The sequence below is a fragment of the Streptomyces sp. NPDC085944 genome (genome assembly GCF_040686295.1).
In the GTDB taxonomy this organism is placed as follows: Bacteria; Actinomycetota; Actinomycetes; order Streptomycetales; family Streptomycetaceae; genus Streptomyces; species Streptomyces salinarius.
The window spans coordinates 421,583-445,601 of sequence record NZ_JBFBJX010000003.1; the positions used below are offsets into that span (position 1 = coordinate 421,583).

General features: G+C 71.9%; 27 protein-coding genes and 1 riboswitch. Of the genes, 21 read left to right on the plus strand and 6 right to left on the minus strand.

Annotated elements, in window-relative coordinates; translation table 11 throughout:
* From AB0P07_RS08390 to AB0P07_RS08415, 6 genes are all read left to right on the plus strand, one after another.
* Positions 1-1,803 (plus strand): glycosyl hydrolase family 28-related protein, encoded by a 1,803-nt coding sequence (locus tag AB0P07_RS08390; RefSeq protein WP_365546860.1) that lies wholly within the window; start codon positions 1-3, stop codon positions 1,801-1,803.
* A gap of 80 nt (positions 1,804-1,883) precedes the next feature.
* The gene (locus AB0P07_RS08395; protein ID WP_365546863.1) at positions 1,884-2,159 is read left to right on the plus strand and encodes a hypothetical protein; all 276 of its coding nucleotides are present in this window, start codon (positions 1,884-1,886) and stop codon (positions 2,157-2,159) included.
* The gene (locus AB0P07_RS08400) at positions 2,156-3,115 is read left to right on the plus strand and encodes a LysM peptidoglycan-binding domain-containing protein (RefSeq protein ID WP_365546866.1); all 960 of its coding nucleotides are present in this window, start codon (positions 2,156-2,158) and stop codon (positions 3,113-3,115) included. Before AB0P07_RS08395 ends, AB0P07_RS08400 begins: the two co-directional genes overlap by 4 nt.
* A gap of 38 nt (positions 3,116-3,153) precedes the next feature.
* Positions 3,154-3,426, plus strand: coding sequence for a holin (locus AB0P07_RS08405; protein ID WP_365546869.1), 273 nt, complete (start codon positions 3,154-3,156; stop codon positions 3,424-3,426).
* A 51-nt stretch (positions 3,427-3,477) separates the two neighbouring features.
* The gene (locus AB0P07_RS08410) at positions 3,478-3,810 is read left to right on the plus strand and encodes a hypothetical protein (protein WP_365546872.1); all 333 of its coding nucleotides are present in this window, start codon (positions 3,478-3,480) and stop codon (positions 3,808-3,810) included.
* Complete coding sequence (locus tag AB0P07_RS08415; protein WP_365546875.1) at positions 3,807-4,496, plus strand: collagen-like protein; 690 nt, start codon at positions 3,807-3,809, stop codon at positions 4,494-4,496. The genes AB0P07_RS08410 and AB0P07_RS08415 overlap by 4 nt, the downstream gene beginning before the upstream one ends.
* Positions 4,497-4,777: 281 nt before the next feature.
* Here AB0P07_RS08415 and AB0P07_RS08420 read toward each other — a convergent pair whose 3' ends face one another.
* Together AB0P07_RS08420 and AB0P07_RS08425 are read right to left on the minus strand one after the other, a co-directional pair.
* Entirely contained in the window at positions 4,778-6,118 is a 1,341-nt protein-coding gene (locus AB0P07_RS08420; RefSeq protein ID WP_365546877.1) for a hypothetical protein, read from the minus strand.
* A 25-nt stretch (positions 6,119-6,143) separates the two neighbouring features.
* Positions 6,144-6,602: a hypothetical protein gene (locus tag AB0P07_RS08425; protein ID WP_365546880.1), complete on the minus strand. Its 459-nt coding sequence runs from the start codon at positions 6,600-6,602 to the stop codon at positions 6,144-6,146.
* A gap of 63 nt (positions 6,603-6,665) precedes the next feature.
* Between AB0P07_RS08425 and AB0P07_RS08430 the strand changes: the two genes are divergently transcribed.
* The 4 genes from AB0P07_RS08430 (at position 6,666) to AB0P07_RS08445 (ending at position 9,332) form a co-directional block, all read left to right on the plus strand.
* Positions 6,666-6,926, plus strand: a complete 261-nt coding sequence (locus AB0P07_RS08430; RefSeq protein WP_365546883.1) for a hypothetical protein — start codon at positions 6,666-6,668, stop codon at positions 6,924-6,926.
* 68 nt (positions 6,927-6,994) lie between these two features.
* Positions 6,995-7,306, plus strand: coding sequence for a DUF6415 family natural product biosynthesis protein (locus AB0P07_RS08435; protein WP_365546886.1), 312 nt, complete (start codon positions 6,995-6,997; stop codon positions 7,304-7,306).
* Positions 7,303-8,202 (plus strand): radical SAM protein, encoded by a 900-nt coding sequence (locus tag AB0P07_RS08440; protein ID WP_365546889.1) that lies wholly within the window; start codon positions 7,303-7,305, stop codon positions 8,200-8,202. The genes AB0P07_RS08435 and AB0P07_RS08440 overlap by 4 nt, the downstream gene beginning before the upstream one ends.
* Entirely contained in the window at positions 8,199-9,332 is a 1,134-nt protein-coding gene (locus AB0P07_RS08445; RefSeq protein WP_365546892.1) for a methyltransferase domain-containing protein, read from the plus strand. The genes AB0P07_RS08440 and AB0P07_RS08445 overlap by 4 nt, the downstream gene beginning before the upstream one ends.
* A gap of 54 nt (positions 9,333-9,386) precedes the next feature.
* On the opposite strand, the gene AB0P07_RS08450 is transcribed toward AB0P07_RS08445, so the two are convergent.
* Positions 9,387-9,620 carry a helix-turn-helix transcriptional regulator gene (locus AB0P07_RS08450; RefSeq protein ID WP_365546895.1) on the minus strand — a complete coding sequence of 78 codons (234 nt, stop codon included), beginning with the start codon at positions 9,618-9,620 and terminating at the stop codon, positions 9,387-9,389.
* A 552-nt stretch (positions 9,621-10,172) separates the two neighbouring features.
* On the opposite strand from AB0P07_RS08450, the gene AB0P07_RS08455 reads away from it, so the two are divergent.
* Positions 10,173-10,640 carry a thioesterase family protein gene (locus tag AB0P07_RS08455; protein WP_365546897.1) on the plus strand — a complete coding sequence of 156 codons (468 nt, stop codon included), beginning with the start codon at positions 10,173-10,175 and terminating at the stop codon, positions 10,638-10,640.
* Here the strand turns inward: AB0P07_RS08455 and AB0P07_RS08460 are convergent.
* On the minus strand, positions 10,600-11,811 hold the full coding sequence (locus tag AB0P07_RS08460) for an MFS transporter (protein ID WP_365546900.1): 1,212 nt from the start codon (positions 11,809-11,811) through the stop codon (positions 10,600-10,602). The genes AB0P07_RS08455 and AB0P07_RS08460 overlap by 41 nt on opposite strands.
* 131 nt (positions 11,812-11,942) lie before the next feature.
* On the opposite strand from AB0P07_RS08460, the gene AB0P07_RS08465 reads away from it, so the two are divergent.
* Positions 11,943-13,142 (plus strand): ROK family transcriptional regulator, encoded by a 1,200-nt coding sequence (locus AB0P07_RS08465; protein ID WP_365546903.1) that lies wholly within the window; start codon positions 11,943-11,945, stop codon positions 13,140-13,142.
* A 140-nt stretch (positions 13,143-13,282) separates the two neighbouring features.
* On the opposite strand, the gene AB0P07_RS08470 is transcribed toward AB0P07_RS08465, so the two are convergent.
* Entirely contained in the window at positions 13,283-13,603 is a 321-nt protein-coding gene (locus AB0P07_RS08470) for a hypothetical protein (RefSeq protein WP_365546906.1), read from the minus strand.
* Positions 13,604-13,809: 206 nt separating this feature from the next.
* The gene (locus AB0P07_RS08475) at positions 13,810-16,179 is read right to left on the minus strand and encodes a chitinase C-terminal domain-containing protein (protein WP_365546909.1); all 2,370 of its coding nucleotides are present in this window, start codon (positions 16,177-16,179) and stop codon (positions 13,810-13,812) included.
* Between the two features lie 204 nt (positions 16,180-16,383).
* A riboswitch (FMN riboswitch) is annotated at positions 16,384-16,514 on the plus strand.
* A 154-nt stretch (positions 16,515-16,668) separates the two neighbouring features.
* On the opposite strand from AB0P07_RS08475, the gene AB0P07_RS08480 reads away from it, so the two are divergent.
* The 9 genes from AB0P07_RS08480 to AB0P07_RS08520 all read left to right on the plus strand — a co-directional run bounded on the left by AB0P07_RS08480 (position 16,669) and on the right by AB0P07_RS08520 (position 23,995).
* Complete coding sequence (locus AB0P07_RS08480) at positions 16,669-17,271, plus strand: riboflavin synthase (protein ID WP_061445808.1); 603 nt, start codon at positions 16,669-16,671, stop codon at positions 17,269-17,271.
* Entirely contained in the window at positions 17,268-17,912 is a 645-nt protein-coding gene (locus AB0P07_RS08485) for a nicotinamide mononucleotide transporter family protein (protein WP_365546912.1), read from the plus strand. The genes AB0P07_RS08480 and AB0P07_RS08485 overlap by 4 nt, the downstream gene beginning before the upstream one ends.
* Complete coding sequence (locus AB0P07_RS08490) at positions 17,909-19,198, plus strand: bifunctional 3,4-dihydroxy-2-butanone-4-phosphate synthase/GTP cyclohydrolase II (protein WP_365546915.1); 1,290 nt, start codon at positions 17,909-17,911, stop codon at positions 19,196-19,198. The genes AB0P07_RS08485 and AB0P07_RS08490 overlap by 4 nt, the downstream gene beginning before the upstream one ends.
* Before the next feature lie 21 nt (positions 19,199-19,219).
* Positions 19,220-19,705 carry a 6,7-dimethyl-8-ribityllumazine synthase gene (gene ribH, locus AB0P07_RS08495; protein ID WP_052837924.1) on the plus strand — a complete coding sequence of 162 codons (486 nt, stop codon included), beginning with the start codon at positions 19,220-19,222 and terminating at the stop codon, positions 19,703-19,705.
* 33 nt (positions 19,706-19,738) lie between these two features.
* Positions 19,739-20,011: a phosphoribosyl-ATP diphosphatase gene (locus AB0P07_RS08500; protein WP_030380826.1), complete on the plus strand. Its 273-nt coding sequence runs from the start codon at positions 19,739-19,741 to the stop codon at positions 20,009-20,011.
* 49 nt (positions 20,012-20,060) lie between these two features.
* A complete protein-coding gene (hisG, locus tag AB0P07_RS08505; protein ID WP_365546920.1) occupies positions 20,061-20,918 on the plus strand; it encodes an ATP phosphoribosyltransferase in 858 nt (285 codons plus the stop codon).
* Positions 20,919-20,955: 37 nt separating this feature from the next.
* Positions 20,956-21,426: a PH domain-containing protein gene (locus AB0P07_RS08510; RefSeq protein WP_365546923.1), complete on the plus strand. Its 471-nt coding sequence runs from the start codon at positions 20,956-20,958 to the stop codon at positions 21,424-21,426.
* A gap of 203 nt (positions 21,427-21,629) precedes the next feature.
* Positions 21,630-22,961: a hemolysin family protein gene (locus AB0P07_RS08515; RefSeq protein WP_125633288.1), complete on the plus strand. Its 1,332-nt coding sequence runs from the start codon at positions 21,630-21,632 to the stop codon at positions 22,959-22,961.
* The gene (locus tag AB0P07_RS08520; RefSeq protein ID WP_365546927.1) at positions 22,958-23,995 is read left to right on the plus strand and encodes a hemolysin family protein; all 1,038 of its coding nucleotides are present in this window, start codon (positions 22,958-22,960) and stop codon (positions 23,993-23,995) included. The genes AB0P07_RS08515 and AB0P07_RS08520 overlap by 4 nt, the downstream gene beginning before the upstream one ends.
* Positions 23,996-24,019 lie beyond the last annotated feature (24 nt).

The window sequence follows — 24,019 nt, forward strand, 5'->3', positions numbered from 1 at the left end:
ATGCCCCGGTACACCTACGGCGGCGGCATCGCCGACTACCTCGTGCAGCCCAGAGACGGGCTGTGGGGCGTCGCGCCGGGCGCGACCGTCACCTTCTACTCGACGGCCGAGGGCGGCGTGCAGTACACCGACCTGATCGCTGCGGGCGGCACCGCGGTCGCCGAGATCACCGCCGACGAGTTCGGGCTGCTACCCGAGTTCCAGGGCCCGCCCGACGTCACGCTCATGTGGGCCAGCGCGGGCGGCGCCGCGCGCGTATGGATGAAGCCGCGCGACGCGGACAGTGCGGCTGTCGCGTCCGGCTCAGTGCGCGACTGGCTCAACGTGAAGGACTACGGGGCGCAGGGCGACGGCAACACCGACGACACCATCGCACTGCAGGCCGCGCTCGACGACTGCCCGATGGGCGGCATTGTCTACCTGCCCGCCGGCGGGTACCGCACGTCGGCGCCGCTGACGATCCCGCCCGCGGTCACGCTCATGGGTACGCACTCCAACCTGATGGCCGTTCCGAACCTCACTGACCCCTTCTGCTACATCAAGCCCCTCGCCACCTTCGAGGGCGAGGCAGTGATCTTCTTTGTCGATGAGATCCGCGGCGGGTACGCCACGATCAGCGCCGAGCACCGCATCGTGTGCGTGATGATCGACGGCGCGGACGTCGCCGCCCCGGGTGTCGACGGGATCAGGGCCGCGGGCAACATCCAGAACGTGATGTTGCGGGACGTCACCGTGCGCCGGGTGACCGGCGCCGGCATCCACACCGAGGCCAACGCAGGCCGGTTCCCGTACAGCTGGCGCCTGACCAGGGTCATGGTCGACAACGTGGGCTGGCACGGCTACGCGTTCGAGGTGATGACGGACATCAGCCTCATGGACTGCCAGGCCATCGGCTGCGGCGCGAACGGTTTCGAGATCGCCAACGCCGCCAACTCGCACGCCATCGGCTGCAGGTCCGAGTGGAACGTCGGCAACGGCTGGCACATCACCGGGGACTGGGCCACGGGCACGGGCAGCGGCGGCATGCTCTTCAGCGGCTGCAGCACCGACCGCAACGGCGCCAACGGCTTCCTGGTCGACGCGACCGGTAACCCGGTCCTGCAGTTCGAGAACATCCACACTCGACGCGACGGCCGGAACAACGGCGCGGGCGGCGGCAACTACGCAGGGTTCGCCTGCAACGGTGCCACGGTGCCCGTCATCGTCGGTCTGCTCACCTGCTATCCCGGGGTGGACGACGACGGCACGCAGGAGAACAGCCCGCAGTTCGGCGCCCGATTCACCGGCTGCACGTACGTGTCCGTTGACGCCGGTTTCCTGCACGCCGACACGGCCGGCTGGTCCGACGGCGGCGGCAACGCCATCCTGCGCCGGGGCCTGAACATCGCCGAGCGCGTCGGCACGAGCGACACGTTCGTCGACCAGTTCGCCCCGCCGACCGACGTCGCCGGCAACCTGGACGTCGCCGGCTACCTGGCCGCCGCGTCCGGCCAGTCGGCCGGGCAGTGGAACATCTGGGCAGGCCAGGCCAAGGCGCTCAACCTCGGCGCCGCGGGCGGCGGCATCGCAATTGCCGAGGGCCCCAACGCCCGCATGGGCGTCTCGACGCTCGCCGCGGGCACGGTCACCGTGGCCAACACCAGCGTGACCGCGAACACGCGCGTCATGCCGTTCCGGCAGGCCGCAGGGGGCGCGCCCGGGCACCTGTCCGTCACGAAGAACCCGGGCGTCGGATTCACGATCACGTCGAGCAGCAACACCGACACCTCGGTCGTCGGGTGGGTGCTCTTCGAGGTCGCCTGACCGCACGCCGCCCACACCACACGCACGCCCCTCGCCGACCGGCAGGGGCGCTTTTTCATGCCCACGAAGGGGGCTCACCCATGGGTGACACCGAACGGCCGGTGCCCGAGCGGCTCGGCGACCAGGAAGAGCAGGCGGCGCACCTGGTGCGCACCGGCAACGGGTCGACCGTCGACAACGAGCAGCAGCTGCTCGCCGAGCAGTACGGCCCGGCAGACATGGCCGGCTACCACAGCGGCAGCGACGCCGCCGTCGACGACCAGGGCGACGAGGGCGAGCCGGCCGACGAGCCCGCCGCCGAGGACGACGCCCCGGCCGCCGACGACACCACCGAGGACGGGGGCGCGCAGGCATGAGCCTCGAAGGGATGATCGCGCAGGCCGAGAAGTCCATCGGCCTCGGCGAGCCGAACGCGATACAGACGTGGTACCGGCAGCGCAACGGCGCCGCCTACAACTACAACTTCCCGTGGTGCAACGCCGCGGTGACGTACTGGGCGACGCAGGCCGGGGAGCGCGACGCGGTGCTGCACGGCACCGACTACGCGTACACCGTCGCGCACGCGCAGCGGTTCAAGGACGCCGGCGAGTGGCACGCCATGACGAACGGCATCAAGAACTCGGGGATCCGGCGCGGCGACATCGTGTTCTTCGACTGGGCAGGCTCGTCGTCGATCGGTGCGATCGACCACGTCGGCATCGTCACCGGGGTGTCCGCCGACCACAAGTACGTGTACACGATCGAGGGCAACACGGCGAACGTGTGCGCCCGCCGCACGCGCGTCGTCGCGGACATCGCCGGGTTCGGTCGCCCGAAGTACAAGGCGGCGAGCAGCGGCGGCTCGTCGGCGGCGGGCGGTACCTACACGGTCAAGAAGGGCGACACCCTGTCCGGGATCGCCTCGAAGCACGGCACGACGACGAAGGCGCTCGTGTCGCTGAACGGGATCAACAACCCGGACAAGATCGCCGTGGGGCAGAAGATCAAGCTGCCGTCCGGGGCCGCGACCGTGAAGAAGTCCGTCAGCCTCGCCAAGCTGATCAAGGCGTCGAAGACCGACCCGCCGAAGAAGGGCACGCCGGTCTCATACGCGCCGACCGAGTACGTCGAGAAGGCGCTCGTCGCCGAGGGCCTGCTGTCGTCTGGCTACGCGGACGGACACTTCGGCACGGCCACGAAGAGCGCCTACAGCCTGTGGCAGCAGCGCCGCGGGTACCACGGCACGCAGCCCGGCGGCGACGCCGACGGCACGCCCGGCATGACGACGCTCAAGGCGCTCGGCGCGAAGCACGGGTTCACCGTCGTCGCCTGACCCACACCAGCGCTACACCTCACAGATAGGACAGGCACATGTCCCTGACCACCGGAGCATTCTGGAAGGCCACCGGCGAGCGCGCGGTGCGCACCTTCGCACAGGGCACCCTCGGCGCCGTGAGCGCCGACGGGCTCGGGCTGCTTGACGTCGATTGGGGCGACGCGTTCGGGATCGGCGGACTCGCCGCCGCCCTCGCCGTGCTCACCGCGATCGCGACGAGCGGCGGCACCGAAGGGCCGGGCATCACCGAAACCGTGGCGCGGCCGACCGGCACGACTCTGCCGGGCGGCCCGACCACGCTCGGGTGACACGGGCCGACCGGCCGCGCTTACACCTCATCGCACCATCGGAGGCCGCCCGTGGACGCTGCGCAGCTCGGCGCCGTCGGAACCATCGCCGTCGGGCTCGCGGCTGCAATCGGCGCCCTGATCGGCAAGCGCGGCGAGAACCGTGCGAACCACAGCGGTGCCGTCCTCGGCGGGTACTCATCGCTCGTCGACAACCTGCAGGAGGAGCGGGACAAGGCGCAGACGAAGCTCGTCGAGAACGATCGGCTGCTCGCCGCGGCGTACGCCGAACTCGCCAGTGAGCGCGCCGACAAGGCGGCGCTGCAGACGCGGATCGCAGAACTCACCGCAGAGAACGCGCGACTGCGCGAGCGGATCGTCGAGCTAGGGGGACAGCCCACGTGAAGCGCCACGCACAGCCACCGATCCTCGCGCAGCGATGGCGGTCCCTCGCGGCCGCCGCGGTGCTGCTCGTGCTGGCCGGCGCGATCGTCCTGGTGTGGCTGCGGATCGACACCGAGGCTCGCCGCGCGGACGCGCTCGCCGCCGAGGCGAACAAACGCGGCGATGCCGTGTCGACGCTCGCCGGTGACGTGCGGGTGCTGCGGGCGCAGGTGTCGGCCGAGGGGAAGACGCCGGCGGCGCCGGACCCGGCGCGGGCGGTCGAGGATCTGCCGGACCGTGCCGAGGTACCGGTGCCGATCCCCGGCCCGCCCGGGCCGCGCGGCCCGAAGGGTGAGCCGGGCAAGGACGCCCCGCCGCCATCACCTGGTCCGCCCGGTCCGGCGGGCGAGGACGGCGGCGAGGGTGCGCCGGGCGACCCGGGGGCGACAGTCACCGGCCCGCCCGGGCCGATCGGTCCCCAGGGGCCGCAGGGACCGGCCGGCCCAGCGGGCCCGGCGGGGAAGGACGGCGCCGACGGCAAGGACGGACGCGACGGGCAGACCTGCCCGGACGGGTACAGCCTGCAGGCGCCCGAGTGGGACCCCGATGCGCTCGTCTGCCGCCGCGACGGCGCACCGCCACCTGACACGCCCGCCCCGTCCGCGGGGCCGCTCGCGCTGCCTGCCGAGCGCCGTCGGATCGCGTGAGCGGCTGCGCGCTGTCAGTGGCTTGTGCCATGCTGCCATCACCATCGGGGAAACCCGGCGGTTGCTCCCCGCCGACGCGGGGGTGTTCCTGCTTGGTACTTCGAGTAGTCCCCGCACCTGCGGGGGATGGCCCTCGTTAAGGGCATAGGCACGTTGCTCCCCGCCGATGCGGGGATAGAAGACACCGCCCCTGTCTGGCCACTGGCCGGGCAGGGGCGCTTTCGTGCGTTTGGAGAGACTCGAGCATTAGCGTCACACTGACGACAAACCTCGAGGTTCGGCTACGCGCCGAGCGAGTCGATCAGATGGTCGTCGAGATCAGCGAACCAGTCCTCGCGCCGCCACGGCCGCAACTCCCGGCGAGCCCGCCGCAGCCGGATCGACGCCACCCTGCCGCCCGTCGACGACGCCGCGTCGATGCACCCGTGCAGCAGACCGGCCGCCGACTCCGGTTCGTCGAGCCGGATCCGGGCGAGGGCCTGATCCGTCGACACGATCGCCCGCTGCACCTGCTCGCGCGGCGCCGTCATTGCCGCAGCGGAACCGGCGAAGTAGTCGTGCGCCACAGTCGGATCACCGACGTACAGCGACGTGACGCCCTCGAACCCGCGCAGGTGCGCCACCGAGAACGACGTGCCCGCCGGGTCGCCATCCCGGTCGCTGTCCATGTCGTACCACGCGAGGGCGAGCGCAGCCTGCGCGCTCTTCTGCACACCGCGCCGGGCCGCGATCTCCGCCTGCAGCGCGTGCGCCCGAGCCCGGATCGTCACGCTGCCACCCGCGCGAGCATCCCGCACCGCGGCGTCGACGAGCTGCTGCGCCGCGTCCAGGCCGGGCGTCGAGTACAGGGTGACCAGGGCGTGACTCATGTGGACGACCGACCGCCGCCACGGCGCGCCCACGGCCCCGGCTGCTGTCGTCGCCGCGGCGTACAGGGCACGGGATGCGCCGTCGTCTCGGGTCTCGAACGCGAGCCGGCCGCCGAGCGTGTACGCCTGCGCCGCGACCGTCTGCAGGTCGGGCAGCAGCGCGTCGGGCACCGGTCCGTCGAGGAGTCGGCGGCACGACTCGATCACGGGGGACAGCAGCAGCTGCAGCCGCACGAACGGCAGCGAACCGACCCGCCCGTTCACGTCGACGACGACGGCGCGCAGCGCGTCGACGACACCCTCGTCGAGGCGGCCGGGATCGGTGAGCGCCGCCGACAGGCCGCCCTCGACAGACGGGCCGAGCAGCGCGAGCATCCCGGCGCCGCTGTCGGTCGCCGTGCGCAGCAGCAGTGTCCGCAGCTCGTCGAGACGCCGCTCGCTCTCGCCGAGGTGCGCGAGCGCGTCGAGCAGTTCGGCGACGTCGGACCCGGGGCCGAGGACGATGCGCCCGTGGGGTCCCCGGGCGTACAGGTGGGCGAGCAGGAGTTGATACCGCTCTGCGGGCAGAACGGGTGCCTTGGACTCCCACCGTGCGACGGACCGCTGCACACTCGCGACGCTCGCGTCGAGCGGCTGCCCGAGGTCGGCCGCTGTGCGGATCACGGCTCGGGCGGTGTCCGCGAGGGACCAGCCACGGGCGAGGCGTAACCGCTTGAGTGTGGCGGCTCCGACGAGTCTGTCGTGCGCGCTCATACCGACATGATGCACGCTGGCGTGGTCACACGGGCACGATCAGGCGAGGTTTCCCCTGCGCGGCCGCGTAGTTGATCGTCTGCCAGGTCCCCGAGGCGCCCTCGGCGCCTTCGAGGGGGAACCCGAGCACCATGTCGGCGCGGTCGACCATGTACCGGTTCCGTGCGTGAAACGCGGGCGTTCGCAGCTCGGCGGCGCCCAACTCGACGACTCCGTCGATCCGGTCGCGGCACCGCTCGATCGCCTGCCGGGCTTCGGCAGGCTGCTGCGCGACGGTGCCCGGTACGACGATCGTGATCCGGGAACGGGAGTTCCCGGCGAGCCACAGCAGCGACAGGCTGTCGATGCCGCGGGCGCCGCCGATGTAGAACTGGGTGTCGGGTGTTGCCCACGGGGCGAGGTACTGGCCGAACAGGTCGCCGAACCAGGCAAGTTCCCGGTGTCCGGTCTGCCGCGTGCCGGTGATCGCCGCAGCTAGAGACATGATCAACTCCGTGTCATAGGTTGTCAGATCCCGCAGCCGTACGCGGGGCGGTGCAATCTACCCATGGACGCGATGACCGCATCGGCCATTCTGGCCGACCAACTCACGGCGCGCGGGCTGTCTGTCAAGAAACAGGACGATGGCACGCTTAGCGTGACGAATCCCCTGCATGACCGTGTCGGCGAGCACGTCACCGACAGCGGCGACTGCTACCTCACCGACTACGGATACGAGATCGGACAGCACGGCGACGAGCCGGCCACCGCCGACCGCGTCGCGTTCCTGCTCGGTCTTCCCGCCCGCCGACAGGCGGTGACCAGGTGAAGGCGACGCAGCAGCCCGTCGACATGGCCACCGCTGGGAGAGTCTCCGCGCCGCCGGACATTGCCACGGTGCGCGCTACGGCCCGCCCGCTGCTCGCCGCTGACGTCGAACCGCCGGCGCCCGACGACCTCGCGCAGGTGACCACGACGCTGCGCGACCACATCGCCAGCCTCATCCCTGCCGTGGAAGCCATCACCAGGACGCTGCCCGCCGACGACGTGCCCCGGGCGTGCGCTCTCGCGTGCATCGGGGAGGCACGCATGCGGCTCCGTCTCGGCGACGGCGACACCGACCTGGTGCGCCTGTCCGTCGCCGTCCGTCTGGCCCGCACCGCGAACGCCCTCGCAGACCACCAGCAGACCCTACGGAGGACCCCGTGACGATCACCCCCGAGGCACCCACTCGGCATGCCCCCCAGTTCCTCGAACTGGAAATCACCGGGAAGTGCCAGCTCACCTGCCCGACCCTCTGCTACGCCAAGGCGGGCCCCACCGAGAGCCACGGCAGCATGACCGCCGACGACTGGAAGAACCTCATCACCGAGGCCGCCGCGATCGGCGTCGAAAGGGTCCAGTTCATCGGCGGCGAGCCCACCATGCACCCCCAGTTCGAGGCCCTCGTGCACCGCGCGCTCGGCGTCGGCCTCGACGTGCAGGTCTACAGCAACCTCTATCGGGTGAAGCTGGACCACTGGACGCTGTTCGCTCACCCCCGGGTGTCCCTGGCGACGTCGTACTACAGCGACGTCGCCGAGGAACACGAGCGGGTGACCGGCCGCCGGGGCTCCCATGCCGCGACCCGCGCGAACATCGTCCAGGCCGTACAGCGCGGTATCCCGCTGCAGGTGGGCATCGTCGAGGTGTTCGACGGGCAACGCACCGCGCAGGCCCGCGACGAGCTGCTCGCCCTCGGCGTCCGCACGGTGAACGTCGACCGCGTCCGCTCGGTGGGCCGGGGCGAGGTACACATGCCCAGCACCGCGGATCTGTGCGGCCGGTGCGCGGACGGGCGGGCCGCGGTCATGACCGACGGCACCGTCACCCCGTGCGTGCTGGGACGCTTCCTGAAGACGGGCAACGCGAAGACCGACGGGCTCGCCGCCGTGTTCGGCGGGCAGCAGTGGGCGAACACGGCAGCGAGCATCCCGCGGCGGTCCGCGCCGACGGCGGGCTGCACCCCGGCCGACTCCAACGACTGCGACCCGGCGAGGACCCCGGCGTGCGATCCTGCGTACTACGCCCCGAACCCGACGCCCGCCCTCGGAGAGCCCGCGTGATCTGGGAAACCGCAGCCGCAGACCTCGCCTCCCGGGTGACTCACCGGTCCTCGCGGTGGCGGGGGCCGGTCGCCCGCACCCCCCGGCACGTGTTCGTGCCCACCTGGTGGGAGGCCGACGGGGAGCGCTGGGAGTTGCGCGAGCCGGTGAACGAGTCGCAGTGGTACCCGGCCGCCTACGCCGACCGGTCGCTGATCACCCGCGTCGGGGACCTGCACGCCGACCGGGCGAAGGCGGACGACCACCCGGCGGGCCGGCCGACGTCCTCGGCGACGCTGCCGAGTCTCGTCGTCTCGATGTTCCAGCACGCGCGGATCGACGACGGCGACGAGCTGCTCGACGTCGGCACGGGAAGCGGCTACGGCACGGCGCTCGCCGCCCAGCGTCTCGGCGACGGGGCCGTGACGAGCATCGACGTCGACCCCTACCTCGTCGACGCCGCCCGGGACCGCCTCGCCACCATCGGCCTGCGCCCCACCGTCGAAGCGGTCGACGCGACCGGGCCACTCCCCGCGAAGGCCGGGAAGTTCGACCGGATCGTGTCCACCGTCGCGGTACGCACCGTGCCGCCCGGCTGGCTGGCCGCGCTGTGCACCGGCGGCCGGCTGGTCACCACGATTGCCGGGACGTCGCTGATCCTCACCGCGGAGAAACGGGAGGACGGAGCCGCGGTCGGGCGCGTGGAGTGGGACCGGGCCGGATTCATGCCCGTTCGGCACGGCGCCGACTACCCGGCCGGCGCGTCAGGACTCCTGGCGGTGGCGCACGAGATCGACGGCGAGGACGTGACGACCAGCCCGTATCCGGTCGTCGACGTCGCTAACGCGTGGGACCTCGACTCGATGCTCGGCATCACCGCGCCCGGCGTCGAGCACGCCTACCAGGACGACGGGCGTCGGCGTACCGCTGTCATGGCGCACGCCGACGGCTCATGGGCCCGAGCGGTGTCGATCGGTGGGCAACCGACCGTCGTGCACCAGGGCGGCCCGCGCCGCCTGTGGGACGTCCTCGACGACCTGCGGGCGTACTGGCTGCAGCACGGCGAGCTGCCCGCCCGCGGGGCCCGCGCGCTCATCACCCCGGAGGGCGAGACCCGGCTCGCCCGAGGAGATTGGCGCGCCGTCCTCTGACGGCGTCACCCGTACTGCGGTCCGCCCCCGCGTCCCCCGTCGGGGGCGGGCCGCTCACTCCACCAGGTCTCGCACGGGTACGCCGATCGCGCAGGCGATGCGCCACACGGTCCGCAAGGTGGGGTTTGCTCGGCCAGCCTCGACGTCTTGGTAATGGGCCCGGTTCATCGGCACGGCGAGGAAGACGCGCTCTTGGGTGAGGCCGTGCTGCTCGCGGACGTCGCGGATTCGGCGGCCGATGCGCTGCGCTTCGCGTTCGAATCCGTCATCGGGGGGATCTTGTGGCACCCGGCAACGGTGTGCGGGGCATGATTCCGTGTCAGCCTGGTGCCAGCAGGCTTTTTATGATCATGAAGCGGCGCGCTATACGGTGCGTCACCTAATCGAACAGTTCGTATCAGCATCGTGACGAATATGCCCTCTGCACGTACTGACCGTGATTCAGGGGGATGATGAATTCCGCTCCCCTCTGCACGGGTGCGGTACCGCCGTCACCGATCCCGTGCCCCACACAGGGTGAGGTGACAGCAGCGGCCCCGGTCTCTCGTCTCCGCAAAAAGACGGACCGGGGCCGCAGCGCGTTCGGTGCGCCTATCGCTGCACGTCAGACACGGCGTGCTTTTGAGTGAGTGCCATGCAGCTTCCAGCGCACGCCGAGGTCCATGGTGAGGTTTCGCTTTCTCTGTACGTGAGGACTGTCCGGACCATTGTCGGGGGTGCCCGGCCGTGCGGTTGACCTGCACCCTTCCCCGAAGGGCGTCCTGAGCGTCCGCTTAGGATGGTCCCGGTCCCCGTACGACGACGCCGCGCGTACCACCACGCACCACCCAGGAGCCCACCGTGACCGCCGAAGCGCCCGCCGCCCCCGCCCCGTCCGCCCTGCCGTACGGCCGGCTCGTCCCCGTCACCGTCCACTTCGACGACCTGGACGCCCTCGGGCTGCTGCACAACGCCCGCTACCCCGTGCTGGTCGAGCGGGCCTGGACCGAGCTGTGGGCCGGGCGCGGAGTCCGGTTCGAGGGCGACTGGGAAGCGGCCGGCGACGCCTGCAACGCGGTCAGGGAACTGACGATCGGCTACGAGGCGCCGGTCACGCGGCCGGGCGCGTACGCCGTCCACCTGTGGCTGGACCGGCTCGGCACCACCGGGCTGACCTACGGCTTCCGGCTCTGCTCGGCGGACGGCGCCACCACCTACGCCCGCGGCACCCGGGTGCTGGTCCGGCTGGACGCCCGGACGCTGCGTCCGGCGCCGTGGAGCGAGGCGTTCAGGACCGCCGGCCGGGCACTTCTGCGGCCGGCGGACTGATCGTCGGCCGGTTCCGGTCCCCGGCCCGCAGCACCCGCGCGAACACCACGAGGCAGCAGACCAGCAGGGTCACCAGGCCGAAGGACACCACCAGGCTGGTCGCCTGGGCCAGACCGCCGATCGCGCTCGGTGCCACCAGGCCCGAGGTGTACGTGATGGTGGCGACGCCCGCGATGGCCAGGCTGGGGTTGGAGCCGGCCCGGCCGGCCGCGGCGAAGCAGAGCGGGACGACCACGGCGATGCCGAGGCCCATCAGCGCGAAGCCGGTCATCGCCACCGCCGGATGGCCCCCGACCACGACCAGTAGCCCGCCGAGGGCGGCCAGTACCCCGCTCACCCGGACCGTGCGCACCGCGCCGAACCGGTCCACGACCCTGTCGCCGACGAGCCGGCTCAGCGCCATGGTCAAGGTGAAGCCCGTTGTGCACGCCGCCGCCAGGCCGGCCGAGGTCTCCAGTTCGTCCCGCAGGTAGACCGCCGACCAGTCCAGGCTCGCGCCCTCCGCGAACACCGCGCAGAATCCGACCGCGCCGATCAGCACCGCCGACCTCGGCGGGAGCGCGAACCGGGGCGGCGGGTCCTCGTCCTCGGCGGGCTGCAGGTCCAGTACCCACGTGCAGGCGACCAGGCCCGTCGCGGTCAGCACGGCGGCGGCGAGGAGGTGGTGCGTGCGGGCGTCCGTGCCCAGGTGGGCGGCGAGCGTGCCGGCCGCCGATCCGATCAGCGCGCCCGCGCTCCACATGCCGTGCAGCCCGGACATGATCGACCTGTCGAGACGGTTCTCGGTCTCCACGCCGAGCGCGTTCATCGCCACGTCCGACATGCCCGCCGTGGCGCCGTAGACGAACAGGGCGAGGCACAGGGTGACCAGGTTCGGGGCGAGGGAGGGCAGCGCCAGCGCCAGCGTCCACAGCGCCAACAGGATGCGCAGGGCGGCGCGGGCACCGAAGCGGTGGGTGACGCGGCCGGCCAGCGGCATGGCGAGCGAGGCGCCGAGCGCTGGGAAGGCGAGCGCCAGCCCCAACTGGCCCGCGCTCACGTCGGCGTGGTCCTGGATCCACGGCACACGGGTCGCGAAGGAGCCGGTGACGGAGCCGTGCACGGCGAACACGGCCGCCACCGCGTACCGGGCGCGCTTCACCTCGCCTCGCCCGTAGGTCCCTGTGCTCATGGTCCACCCCTCCGTGTCCTCGGTGCGCGGCGGTGCGTGCGACGCGCGGCGTAAACTATCAGGGAGCCTGCCTGATAGATAGTGGATTACCGGCGCGCGCCTCCGCGCCACCGATCTGGAAGGATCCCGGCATGCCCGCATCCCCGAGCACCGCCCGGGCCATCAACGACCGGCTCGCCCTCCGTCTGCTCCAGCAGGAGGGCCCGTTGACGGCAGGCCGGTTGAAGCAACTGACCGGCCTGTCCCGGCCCACCGTCGCCGACCTCGTCGAACGCCTCACCGCCTCCGGACTGATCGAGGTGGCGGGGGAGTCCGGGGAGCAGCGCCGCGGGCCCAACGCCAAGCTGTACGGCATCGTCGCCGAGCGCGCGTACCTCGCCGCCCTCGACGTGCGCACCGAGAGCGTCGCCGTGCTCGTCTCCGACCTGCTCGGCCGGGTCCTCGCCGAGGGCTCCGTGCCCATCGACGACCACTCCGGCACCGGTCCCGCGGTGGAGCAGGCGGTGAGCCTGGTCGAACGCGCGGTCAAGGAGGCCGGCGCCGACCGGCTGCACACCGTCGGCATCGGCGCGCCCGGCCTGATCGACCCCGTCGGCGGCGAACTGCGCGACTCCTCCGGGCTGCCCGAGTGGCACCGCCGGCTGATGGCCGCGCTCCAGGAGAAGTTCCCCGATGCCCGGGTCGGCGTCGAGAACGAGACCAACCTCGCCGCCCTGGCCGAACAGCGCGACGGTGCCGCCCGGGACCGGGACACCTTCGTCCTGCTCTGGCTCGGCCTCGGCATCGGCGCCGCCGTCGTCCTCGACGGCACCCTGCGCCGGGGCGTGTCCGGGGGAGCCGGCGAGATCGGCTTCATGCCGGTGCCGGGCACCGCGGGCCTGCCGTCGGCCACCGACTGCGACGGCGGCTTCCACTCCGTGGCGGGGGCGGCGGCGGTGACCGCCCTGGCGGCGGAGCACGGGCTGACGGCACCGTCCACCGGGCCCGAGCCGTACGCCGCCACCCTGGTCAGGGAGGCGGTACGCCGTTCGGCCTCCGGCGCCGACCCGGCTGCCGGACGGTTCCTCGACGCCCTCGCCGACCGCGTCGTCCTGGGCGCCGCCGCCGTCGTCTCCGTCCTCGACCCCGGCTGCCTGGTCCTCGCCGGCGAGGTCGGCCGGGCCGGCGCCGACGCCCTCGCCGACCGGGTCCGACGCCGCCTCGCCCGGATGTCCCCGCTGGCCACGGAGGTGCGGCCGAGCACTCTTGGCGGCGGCGCGGTCCTGCGCGGCGCCCTGCTGACCGCCCGCGACCGAGCCCAGGACGACCTCTTCGCCCCACCGGAGCGGTAGCCCGCGGCGCTTCGGACGGGGAGCGGTGGTACGCCCGGGGCGTGCCCGTGCTCGTCGGGCAGCATGTAGGGCGGGCGCGGCCCGAAGAAGTGCAGGGCCAGGAAGAAGGGCCCCTGTGTGCTGGTAGCGCGCCGGTGTCCTCAGGGCGCCGGCTGCCGTCCCGCCGGGTCGAGTTCGCAACGCCGTGCCGTCCGCCGCCAACCACACCAGGGCCGCCGGGAGCAGGACGCCGGGCCCAGCAGGACCATGAAGCCCGCGGCGCTCGCCGCCGACAGGGGCTCCAGGTGCGAGGCGTGGAACAGGAGGCGGGCGAGGGAGGAGACCAGGTAGGCCGTCAGCGCCGTGAGCACCAGGCGGCGTTCCATCGTCGCCACCGCCGCGCACAGCACCACGGCGAGCGCGAGCGACGCGCCGCCGGAGTCCCGGAGCAGGTGCCCGTTGTAGGGCGGCAGGTGCGACACCCGGGGCCACGTCCAGACAGCTCGGGCAGCAGCAGGACCCACAGCCCCGGCAGCACCTGGCCGCCCGCGAGCGCTCCGAGCCCCGCCCCCAGCCACGCCCGTCCGCTCATCCGCACCGCCCGCCCATGCCCGGCAGGGTGCGTTGGGGGGACCCGGCGGCGGGCAAGGGCCTTCGTCACCGCCGCCGGGTCCGTTCGGGTGGGGGGTCAGCAGGCGCCGAGGTCCTGCCAGACACCCCATTCACCGGTGGTTCCGGGCTCCTCGCCCTTCGTCCACCACTTGGACTTCCACGTGTGCCCCTGGTGGGACACCGTGGTGCCACCGCCGTACGACGCCGCCGCGTCCCAGGCCGGGGCCGCGCACTGCCCGGTGCCGTCCGTCGGGCTCGGGCCGGGGGTCGGGGACCGGGTGTCCGTCGGCGTGGGCGCCGGCGTCTGCGTGCCCGGGTCCACCACCGTCGTGCCCCGGGCGAGGTCGCCGGCCAGGGCGTAGGTCCTGCCGTCGATCGTCACCGTCCAGTTCGACGGGGTCGACACGGGCAGGTAGTAGTTGAACGCCAGGTCGACGGTCGCGCCCGGCGCCAGCGACTGCCACGCCGGCAGCTTCATCGACACCCGGTGGAAGTCACCCCTCAGACCGCCCGCGTTGCCGCCCGTGTGGTCGCTGCTGATGACCTTGGTCCCGAAACCGGACTGGTCGGAGGCGTTTCCCGGGGCCGAGGTCCCGTAGTCGAACTGGAACTCCGTGCCGCCCGGCAGCGCGGTCTTCGTGCGGTTCGTGATCCGCAGCTTGGGCGTGATCGGGTAGTTGGAGTCGCCCAGCTTGAAGTCCGTGAACTCCACGTCCACGTCCACGGCCTCGGTCGGCAGGTCCGCGTTCGACTTCTTCGCGCCGTAGGGCGCCGCCGACTTGAACGTGTCGTACATCAGCGAGGTGAGGGTGTCGCCCATCTCGTACTGGCCCTTGGCGGCGTTCCAGCCGTAGTCGCCGGCCAGCTCCCAGATCATCGCGCCGCCGATGCCGCGGTCCACCACGTAGTCGGCCTTGGCCCCGACCGACTGCTCGTCCTCGGTGGACAGGAAGACCTTCTTCTCGGCGTTCCACAGCCAGGGCGCGACCAGCGTCGCGTCGTACTTGCGGGCGTAGGTGCCCGTCAGCTTCGTGTCCGCCGGGAAGCCGTAGTCGGTGACGTAGTCGCCGACGATGCCCTTCTCCAGGTTCTTGGCGTGCCACATCGGGTTCGAGCCCGCCGGGGACTCCTTGCCGTCGGTGTCGAGGTCGTGCCAGAGGTTGTCGATGCCGACGGCGCCGTCCCCGCACTTGGTCAGGCCGGAGCCCGCCGGGCAGGTGGACGCGGGGGCCTTGCCCCACAGGCCGTCGGTGCCGCCCTGGACGTTCTTGTGACCGCGGGTGTAGTACGGCAGGCCGATGTTGACGCGCCCGGCCGGCATCGAGCCCCGGAAGTAGTGGTAGGCCCAGTCGGTGTTGAGATAGCCGATGCCCCCGTACTGGGCGCTGCCGTAGACGCCCGCGGCGGCCAGCTCGGCGTCCTTGCCGTCGTCGAAGAGCGAGGCGTTCGGGCCGACGTACTCGTTCCAGGCGCCGTGCAGGTCGTAGGACATGATGTTGACGTAGTCCAGGTACTTCTGGACCTGGAAGGTCTCCATGCCGCGCAGCAGGTATCCCGAGGACGGGGCGGCGACGGAGAGCAGATAGTGCCGGCCGTCCGCGGCGCCCGCGCGGTCGAGCTTCTCGCGCAGCGTCTTCATCAGTGCCGCGTATCCCTTGACCAGCCCGGCCCGGCGGCCGTTCGCGAAGGACCAGTCGAGCGGGTTGCCCGCGTCCTTCATCGTCGTCGGGTACTCGTAGTCGACGTCGACGCCGTTGAAGCCGTACTTCCGGACGAAGTCGACCGCCGAGTCCGCGAAGGTGTCGATTCCGGCCTGGTTGACCGAGCCGTCGGCCTTGGTGGCCATCGAGTAGAAGCCGCCCGAGTCGACGCGCGAGCCGTCGTCGGCGAAGTAGCCGCCCGTCTCGGCCCAGCCGCCCACCGAGATCATCGTCTTGACGTCCGGGTGCTGCTTCTTGAACTTGTTGAGCAGGTTGAAGTGGCCCTTGTAGGGCAGGTCCGGGTCCATCTCGGCGCCCGCGACCCCGGGCCAGGTCATGCCGGTCGCCGCGTTCTTCTCGCCGTCCGAGCCGACGGACAGCCTGTTGCCGCCGTCGACGTGGGCGAAGGCGTAGTTGATGTGGGTGATCTTGTCCCACGGGATGTCCGAGGCGAGGTAGGCCGGCTTGCCGTCCTTGCCCGTGCGCCAGCCGGTGAAGTACCCGATCACCCGGCGCGGGTGGTCGGCGCCCATCTTCTCCCGGCCCGCGGAGTCGTAGACCGAGCAGTAGGGGACGTCGACACCGGGCGTTTCGTACAGGCCGTCGGGGCGGCAGGACTCCTGGCCGGCGGCCTGGGAGGCGGTCGCCGGGAGGCCGGCGAGCAGCAGGCCGGCGACGGAGGCCGCCGCCGCGAACAGGGCCGGCCCGGCTCTGTGGCGGGATCTGGAGCGTGACGGGGAAGGCACAGTCGGTTCCTCTCCACGGAAGTTGCGCAGACAGTAGAGAGGACTAGACCAGTGAGTCAATAGGTATGGACCAATCTCAAGGTGACGGCACGCCCGCCCAGTTGGCACCCTCCGGATCCGGCGATGACCGCCCTGTGAGCCACCCCACACGCTCTGTCCGCATGAAGGAGGATCAGGCGTGGCACACTGGCCCTGTACCAGAAGCAGCGCACTCCGGGGTCGGTGAAAGTCCGAACCGGCGGTTACAGTCCGCGACCCGGTCGCCTCCAGCGACCGGTTGACCAGGTGAAATTCCTGGACCGACGGTTAAAGTCCGGATGGGAGGCAGTGCGCGGCGGGCGAGCACACGTGCGCGCCGCCGATCTCTGGGGCACGTCCGTCAGGGCGGGCCCCGTCCGGCGTCGTCGCTCCCGGTGTTCCCGCCCGTCCCTTCTGTCGTTCGTCGACAGCCCCGGAGTCCGTGCCCGAAGAGGCAGGAGGACCCGGGAAGTGTTCACCGGAATCGTCGAAGAGCTGGGCGAGATCACCGCCGTCGAGACCCTCGACGACGCCTGTCGCTTCCGCCTGCGCGGCCCCGCGGTCACCGAAGGAGCCCGCCACGGCGACTCCATCGCCGTCAACGGCGTCTGCCTCACGGTCGTCGACCACGAGGGCGACGAGTTCACCGCCGACGTGATGGCCGAGACCCTGAACCGCTCCAGCCTCGGCGTCCTCGCCGTCGGTTCCCGCGTCAACCTGGAGCGCCCCACCGCCGTCGGCGCCCGGCTCGGCGGTCACATCGTGCAGGGCCACGTCGACGGCACCGGCGAGATCCTTGAGCGCAAGCCCTCCGAGCACTGGGAGATCGTGAAGATCTCGCTGCCCGCCGACCTCGCCCGCTACGTCGTGGAGAAGGGCTCCATCACCGTCGACGGCATCAGCCTCACCGTCGTCGACGCCGGGCCCGACTTCTTCACCGTCAGCCTCATCCCCACCACCCTCGCCCTGACCACGCTCGGAATCAAGCAGCCCGGCGACCCGGTCAACCTCGAGGTCGACGTCATCGCCAAGTACGTCGAGCGGCTGCTCGGCACGCAGGGGGGCACCCGGTGAACTGGCTCAACTCCGAGGCGTTCACGCTCTTCGACCAGCACATCAAGTGGTCGGACATGATCGGCAACGTGATCGGTCTGCTCGGCCTCGCCCTCGGCTGGCGGCGCTCGATCTGGACCTGGCCCGTGCAGTTCGTCTCCGGGCTCGTCCTCTTCGCGGCCTTCGCCACCGCCCACCTCTCCGGCAGCGCCGGCAAGCAGATCGTCGTCATGGTCGTCGCCGCCTGGGGCTTCCGGCAGTGGAACCGCGGCCGGCAGCAGACGCAGGACGGGTCCGTCGCCGTACGGTTCGCCACCTGGCGCGAACGCGGCGCCCTGGTCGCCGCGGCCGCCGTCGGCACCCTCGCGGTGGGCGCCCTGTTCACCGCCTACCCCACCCTGTCCTGGGACCCCTGGCCGGACGCGTACATCTTCGTCGGCACCGTCGTCGCCATGTACGCCCAGGCGCGCGGCATGGTCGAGTTCTGGTTCGCCTGGCTGCTGGTCGACCTCGTCGGCGTCCCGCTGAACTTCGCCAACGGCTTCGCCTTCTCCGGCTTCGTCTACGTCCTCTACGGCGCGCTCGTCCTGTGGGGCCTGCGCGACTGGTGGCTGCGCTCGCGCAACGCGGCCCGCCCCCTTCCGGAAGGAGCGCCCGCATGACCACGGCACCCATCCTCTACAGCCCCGACGGCATCGACGACCTCGCCCTCGATCCGGTCGAGCGGGCCGTCGCCGACATCGCGGCCGGCCGCCCCGTCGTGGTCGTCGACGACGAGAACCGCGAGAACGAGGGCGATCTCGTCATCGCGGCCGAGAAGGCGACCGAGGAGATCGTCGCCTTCATGATGAGCGAGTGCCGCGGCCTGATCTGCGCCCCCATGGAGGGCGAGGAACTGGGCCGCCTCCGGCTCCCGCAAATGGTCGACGACAACACCGAGTCGATGAAGACCGCCTTCACCGTCTCCGTGGACGCCACCGCGGCCCACGGCGTCAGCACCGGCATCTCCGCCGCCGACCGCGCCACCACCCTCCGGCTCCTGGCGGGCGGCACCGCCGAGCCCGGCGACCTGGTCCGCCCCGGACACGTCTTCCCGCTGCGCGCCCGGCCCGGCGGCGTCCTCGTCCGAGGCGGCCACACCGAGGCCGCCGTCGACCTCGCCCGCCTCGCGGGTCTGCGCCCGGCCGGCGCCATCGTCGAGATCGCCGGCGAGGACGGGCGCATGCTGCGGCTGCCCGAGCTGATCCCGTTCGCCCGCAAGCACGGCCTGGCGATCATCTCCATCGAGGACCTGATCGCCTACCGGCGCAGCGAGGAGCCCACCGTCCGCCGCGAGGCCGAGGTCCGGCTGCCCACGAAGCACGGCGAGTTCACGGCGTACGGCTATCGCTCCACCGTCGACGGCGTCGAGCACATCGCCCTCGTGCACGGCGAGATCGGCGACGGGAGGGACGTCCTGGTCCGCGTCCACTCCGAGTGCCTCACCGGCGACGTCTTCGGCTCCCAGCGCTGCGACTGCGGCCCCCAGCTCGACGCCTCCCTGGACCGCATCCAGACCGAGGGCCGGGGAGTGGTCGTCTACCTGCGCGGCCACGAGGGACGCGGCATCGGCCTGATGTCCAAGCTGCGCGCCTACGAACTCCAGGAGCGCGGCCGCGACACCCTCGACGCCAACCTGGAACTCGGCCTGCCCGCCGACGCCCGCGACTACGGCGCCGGGGCCCAGATCCTCGCCGACCTCGGCGTGCGCGCCGTCCGCCTCATGACCAACAACCCGGACAAGAGCGACGCCCTCGAACGGCACGGCGTCACGGTCACCGGCCGCGAACCGATGCCCGTCCAGGCCGGCGAACACAACCTCCGCTACCTGCGCACCAAGCGGGACCGGATGGGGCACGACCTGCCCTGGCTGGACACGACCGCCGTGTCCACCTGCGGCAACCAGTAAGCAAGCGAGACGAGGAGACACGTGAGCGGCAAGGGTGCACCGGAACTGTCCGTACGCAACGTCGGGGACCTCAGGGTCGCCGTGATCGCGTCGCAGTGGCACGACAAGGTGATGGACGGACTGGTGGACGGCGCCCTGCGCGCCCTGCGCGAACTGGGGATCGACGAACCCACCCTGCTCAGGGTCCCCGGCAGCTTCGAGCTTCCGGTGGTCGCCAAGGTCCTCGCGGGCCGCGGCTACGACGCGATCGTCGCCCTCGGCGTCGTCATCCGCGGCGGCACCCCCCATTTCGACTACGTCTGCCAGGGCGTGACCCAGGGCCTGGTCCAGGTCTCCGTCGAGACCGGCGTCCCCGTCGGCTTCGGCGTCCTCACCTGCGACACCGAGGAGCAGGCCCTGGACCGGGCCGGCATCGAGGGCTCCAGCGAGGACAAGGGCCACGAGGCGGTGACCGCGGCCGTCGCCACGGCGGCCACGCTCCGCTCAGTATCCGAACCGTGGCGCTAGGTCCGTCGGGGCACGCGTAAAGTGGGGGCCATCATGTCCAAGAAGACGTTCGAGGAGCTGTTCACCGAGCTCCAGCACAAGGCAGCCCACGGCGACCCCGCCACCTCCCGCACCGCCGAACTGGTCGACAAGGGCGTCCACGCCATCGGCAAGAAGGTCGTCGAGGAGGCCGCGGAGGTCTGGATGGCCGCCGAGCACGAGGGCAAGGACGCCGCCGCCGAGGAGATCTCCCAGCTGCTGTACCACGTCCAGGTCATGATGGTCGCCCGCGGCATCTCCCTGGACGACGTCTACGCCCACCTGTAAGCCCCCAGCACGCCCTCTCACCCCCCTTCACGCAAAGGAAGCCGACCTCATGCTGCGCATCGCCGTCCCCAACAAGGGTTCCCTGTCAGGCCCCGCGGGGGAGATGCTGCATGAGGCCGGCTACCAGCAGCGCCGCGAGTCCAAGGAACTGCGGATCGTCGACCCGACCAACGAGGTCGAGTTCTTCTACCTCCGCCCCCGCGACATCGCGATCTACGTCTCCTCCGGCAAGCTCGACATCGGCATCACCGGCCGCGACCTGCTGGTCGACTCCGGCGCCCACGCCGAGGAGATCCTCCCGCTCGGCTTCGCCCGCTCCACCTTCCGCTTCGCCGGCAAGCCCGGCACGGCGAACGGCATCGACGACCTCAAGGGCCGCACCGTCGCCACCTCCTACGAGGGCATCGTCGCCGCCCACCTGGCCGACCGGGGCATCGACGCCTCCGTCGTCCACCTGGACGGCGCCGTCGAGACCGCCATCGAGCTGGGCGTCGCCGAGGTCATCGCGGACGTCGTCGAGACCGGTACCTCCCTGCGCAACGCGGGCCTGGAGGTCTTCGGCGAGCCCATCATGAAGTCCGAGGCCATCGTCATCCGCCGCTCGGGCGCCGAGCCCGACGCGACCACCGAGCCCAAGGTCCAGCAGTTCCTGCGCCGCCTCCAGGGCGTCCTGGTGGCCCGGACGTACGTGATGATGGACTACGACTGCCGGGTGGAGCAGTTGGAGAAGGCCGTCGCCCTCACCCCCGGCCTGGAGTCGCCGACCGTGTCCCCGCTGCACAACGAGGGCTGGGTCGCCGTCCGCGCGATGGTCCCCGCCAAGGAGGCCCAGCGGATCATGGACGACCTCTACGAGATCGGTGCCCGGGCCATCCTGACCACGGCCATTCACGCCTGCCGGCTCTGACCCCCTCCCCGTCGCGAGCACGACCCGGAGCCACACCATGCCCGACACCCCGCCGGACCACCTGCCGGCCCTGCCCGTCACCTTCCGCCCGGGACGCACCCGGGCCGTCCTGATCGTCCTCGCGGTCGTCACCTTCGTGACCGTCACGACGCTCGGGCTGCTGCTCGGCGGTCTCGGCCCCGGCGAGCGACTCAGCTTCGTACTGACCGCCCTGCTCCTGGCGGGCGTGCTGCTCCTGCTGGCCCGGCCCCGCGTCGTCGCCGACGAGACGGGCGTCACCGTGGTGAACCTGACCGCCAGGCGGGACCTCGCCTGGCCCGAGATCCTCCGGGTCAACCTCCGCCAGGGCGACCCCTGGGTCTTCCTCGACCTCAGCGACGGCACCAGCCTGCCCGCGCTCGGCATCCAGCCGGGCATCGCCAGGCAGCGCGCCCTCGCCGACGCACGCGCCCTGCGCGACCTCGTGGAGGCCCGTTCCGGTGCCCTTCCCGAGGCCCCGCGTGACTGACGCGGCGCCGCCGCCCCTGCCACGGGCACCCTTTTCGTGATTAATCTGGGAACCAGGACGCGGGCGTCGCGTCCTCGCCCCCGTCGCTCCGCCCGGTGCGCGGGGTTCCTGCTACCCGAGGAGTGACTCCCTCCGGCGATGGACGGACCGTCCTGCAGTACCTGCGCCGCCCCCTGCTGTGACACCCCACAGGCGGCGGCCTCATGACCACCCCACTGCTGCTCCTGGCAGCCGCGTTCCTGCTGATCCTCGCCAACGGCTTCTTCGTCGCGGCCGAGTTCGGCCTGGTGACCGTCGAACGCCCCGACGCCGAACAGGCCGCCGCGGCCGGCGACCGGCGCGCCCACCGGGTCGTCGAGTCCCTGAAGGAGCTGTCCTTCCAGCTCTCCGGCACCCAGCTCGGGATCACCATCACCTCCCTCGTCGTCGGCATGCTCGCCGAACCGGCGCTCGCCCAACTGCTCGACGGCCCCTTCACGGCGATCGGCGTCCCCGACGGTGCCGTGTCCGGTGTGTCGGTCGTCGTCGGCATGCTGCTGGCCTCGGCGGTCCAGATGGTGATCGGCGAGCTGGTGCCCAAGAACTGGGCGGTGTCCAAGCCGCTGCAGGTCGCGCGCTTCGTCGCCGGGCCCCAGCACGCCTTCGCCCGGCTCTTCCACCCGGTGATCTCCGCGCTCAACACCGTGGCCAACCGCCTGGTCCGCACTCTGGGCATCGAACCCGCCGAGGAACTGGCCTCCGCCCGCACCCCCGGCGAACTGGTCTCCCTGGCCCGGCACTCGGCCCGGGCCGGCGCCCTGGAACAGGACACCGCCGACCTCTTCGTACGGACCCTCTCCCTCGGCGAACTGACCGCCCAGCACGTCATGACCCCGCGCGTGAAGGTCAGCGCCCTGCACGCCTCGGCCACCGCCGAGGACGTCGTCAACCTGACCCGCGCCACCGGTCTGTCCCGCTTCCCGGTCTACCGGGAGAAGATCGACGAGATCGTCGGCATGGTCCACCTCAAGGACGCCCTCGCCGTCCCCGTGCACGACCGGCTGCGCACTCCGGCCGGCCGGATCGCCCGCCCGGCGCTGCTGGTCCCCGAGACCCTGCCCGTGCGGCCGCTGCTCACCCGGCTGCGCAGCGAGCAGCCCATCGCGGTCGTCGTCGACGAGTACGGCGGCACCGCCGGCGTCGTCACCCTGGAGGACATCGTCGAGGAGATCGTCGGCGAGGTCCGCGACGAGCACGACGGCCTCGACGCGCCCGAACTGGCCCCCGCCCCGCCCGAGGACGGCCGGCCCGCCTGGGACGTCGACGGCAGCTGCCGCGTGGACGCCCTGCGCCGCGTCGGCCTTCAGGCGCCCGAGGGACCCTACGAGACGGTGGCCGGACTCGTCGCCGACCTGCTCGGCCGCATCCCCGCCGTCGGCGACCGCGCCGAGCTGCCCGGCTGGCGGCTCTCCGTCCGCCAGGTCGGCCACTACCGCGCCGAGCGGATACGACTGGTGCGCACCGCGCCGGTCTCCGTGCTGGAGGCCGCCCGATGAGCATCCTGCAACTCCTCTTCGCCGCCCTGCTCGTGCTCGCCAACGGCTTCTTCGTCGGCGCCGAGTTCGCGCTCGTCTCCGTGCGCCGCAGCCAGATCGAACCGCTCGGCACCGCCCGCGCCCGGCAGGTGCTGTACGGCCTGGAACGGCTGCCCCAGATGATGGCCGCCGCCCAGTTCGGCATCACCGTCTGCTCACTGACCCTCGGCGCCGTCGCCGAGCCGACCGTCGCCCACCTGCTGGAGCCGGTCTTCGAGTGGATCCGCCTGCCGCACGGCATGATCCACCCCCTCGGCTACATCATCGCGCTGGCCGCCGTGGTCTTCTGCCACCTGGTCATCGGCGAGATGGTCCCGAAGAACCTCGCCATGGCCGCTCCCGAGAAGGCCGCGCTGTGGCTCAGCCCCGGCCTCGTCGCCTTCGCCCGCCTGTGCAGGCCCATCACCGTGGCGCTCGGCGCCTGCGCGCAGGGCATCCTGCGGCTCTTCCAGGTCGAGCCCAAGGACGAGGTCGAGGCCGTGTTCACCAGCGAGCAGCTCAATCGCCTGGTGGAGGACGCCGGCCAGGCGGGCCTCCTCGACCCGGAGGAACAGGAACGCCTGGAAGACGCCCTGGAACTGGGCTCCCGCCCGGTGACCGACGTGCTCCTCCCGCGGGAGTCCCTGGTGACGGTCAGCCCCTCGGTCACGCCGGGGGAGATCGTCGGGCTCACCGCCCGCACCGGGTACTCGCGCTTCCCGATCGCGGCGGAACAGGGCGCCTTCATGGGCTACCTGCACGTCAAGGACGTCCTCGACCTGGAGGAGTCCGACCGCGCCGTCCCCCAGCACCTGTGGCGCCCGATGACCGTCCTCCGCCCCGAACTCCCCCTGGACGACGCCCTCACGGTCATGCGCCGAGCAGCCACCCACCTGGCCCAGGTCACGGACGCGTCGGGCAGGGTCCTGGGCCTGGTCGCCCTGGAAGACGTACTGGAACTCCTCGTCGGCGAGGTGAAGGACCCGGCCCACAGAGAGGTGACCCTGGCAACGTAACGCCCCCGTCCGCCGCTGCGGGCA

What these genes read in the sequence shown, in the direction of transcription:
- AB0P07_RS08490 (WP_365546915.1), top strand. Translation starts at nt 17,909, where the DNA reads ATGACCACGGCACCCATCCTCTACAGCCCCGACGGCATCGACGACCTC.
- AB0P07_RS08430 (WP_365546883.1), top strand. Translation starts at nt 6,666, where the DNA reads ATGGACGCGATGACCGCATCGGCCATTCTGGCCGACCAACTCACGGCG.
- AB0P07_RS08405 (WP_365546869.1), top strand. Translation starts at nt 3,154, where the DNA reads ATGTCCCTGACCACCGGAGCATTCTGGAAGGCCACCGGCGAGCGCGCG.
- AB0P07_RS08395 (WP_365546863.1), top strand. Translation starts at nt 1,884, where the DNA reads ATGGGTGACACCGAACGGCCGGTGCCCGAGCGGCTCGGCGACCAGGAA.
- AB0P07_RS08500 (WP_030380826.1), top strand. Translation starts at nt 19,739, where the DNA reads ATGTCCAAGAAGACGTTCGAGGAGCTGTTCACCGAGCTCCAGCACAAG.
- AB0P07_RS08465 (WP_365546903.1), top strand. Translation starts at nt 11,943, where the DNA reads ATGCCCGCATCCCCGAGCACCGCCCGGGCCATCAACGACCGGCTCGCC.
- AB0P07_RS08400 (WP_365546866.1), top strand. Translation starts at nt 2,156, where the DNA reads ATGAGCCTCGAAGGGATGATCGCGCAGGCCGAGAAGTCCATCGGCCTC.
- AB0P07_RS08420 (WP_365546877.1), bottom strand. Translation starts at nt 6,118, where the DNA reads ATGAGCGCGCACGACAGACTCGTCGGAGCCGCCACACTCAAGCGGTTA.
- AB0P07_RS08390 (WP_365546860.1), top strand. Translation starts at nt 1, where the DNA reads ATGCCCCGGTACACCTACGGCGGCGGCATCGCCGACTACCTCGTGCAG.
- AB0P07_RS08425 (WP_365546880.1), bottom strand. Translation starts at nt 6,602, where the DNA reads ATGTCTCTAGCTGCGGCGATCACCGGCACGCGGCAGACCGGACACCGG.
- AB0P07_RS08460 (WP_365546900.1), bottom strand. Translation starts at nt 11,811, where the DNA reads ATGAGCACAGGGACCTACGGGCGAGGCGAGGTGAAGCGCGCCCGGTAC.
- hisG (WP_365546920.1), top strand. Translation starts at nt 20,061, where the DNA reads ATGCTGCGCATCGCCGTCCCCAACAAGGGTTCCCTGTCAGGCCCCGCG.
- AB0P07_RS08520 (WP_365546927.1), top strand. Translation starts at nt 22,958, where the DNA reads ATGAGCATCCTGCAACTCCTCTTCGCCGCCCTGCTCGTGCTCGCCAAC.
- AB0P07_RS08510 (WP_365546923.1), top strand. Translation starts at nt 20,956, where the DNA reads ATGCCCGACACCCCGCCGGACCACCTGCCGGCCCTGCCCGTCACCTTC.
- AB0P07_RS08515 (WP_125633288.1), top strand. Translation starts at nt 21,630, where the DNA reads ATGACCACCCCACTGCTGCTCCTGGCAGCCGCGTTCCTGCTGATCCTC.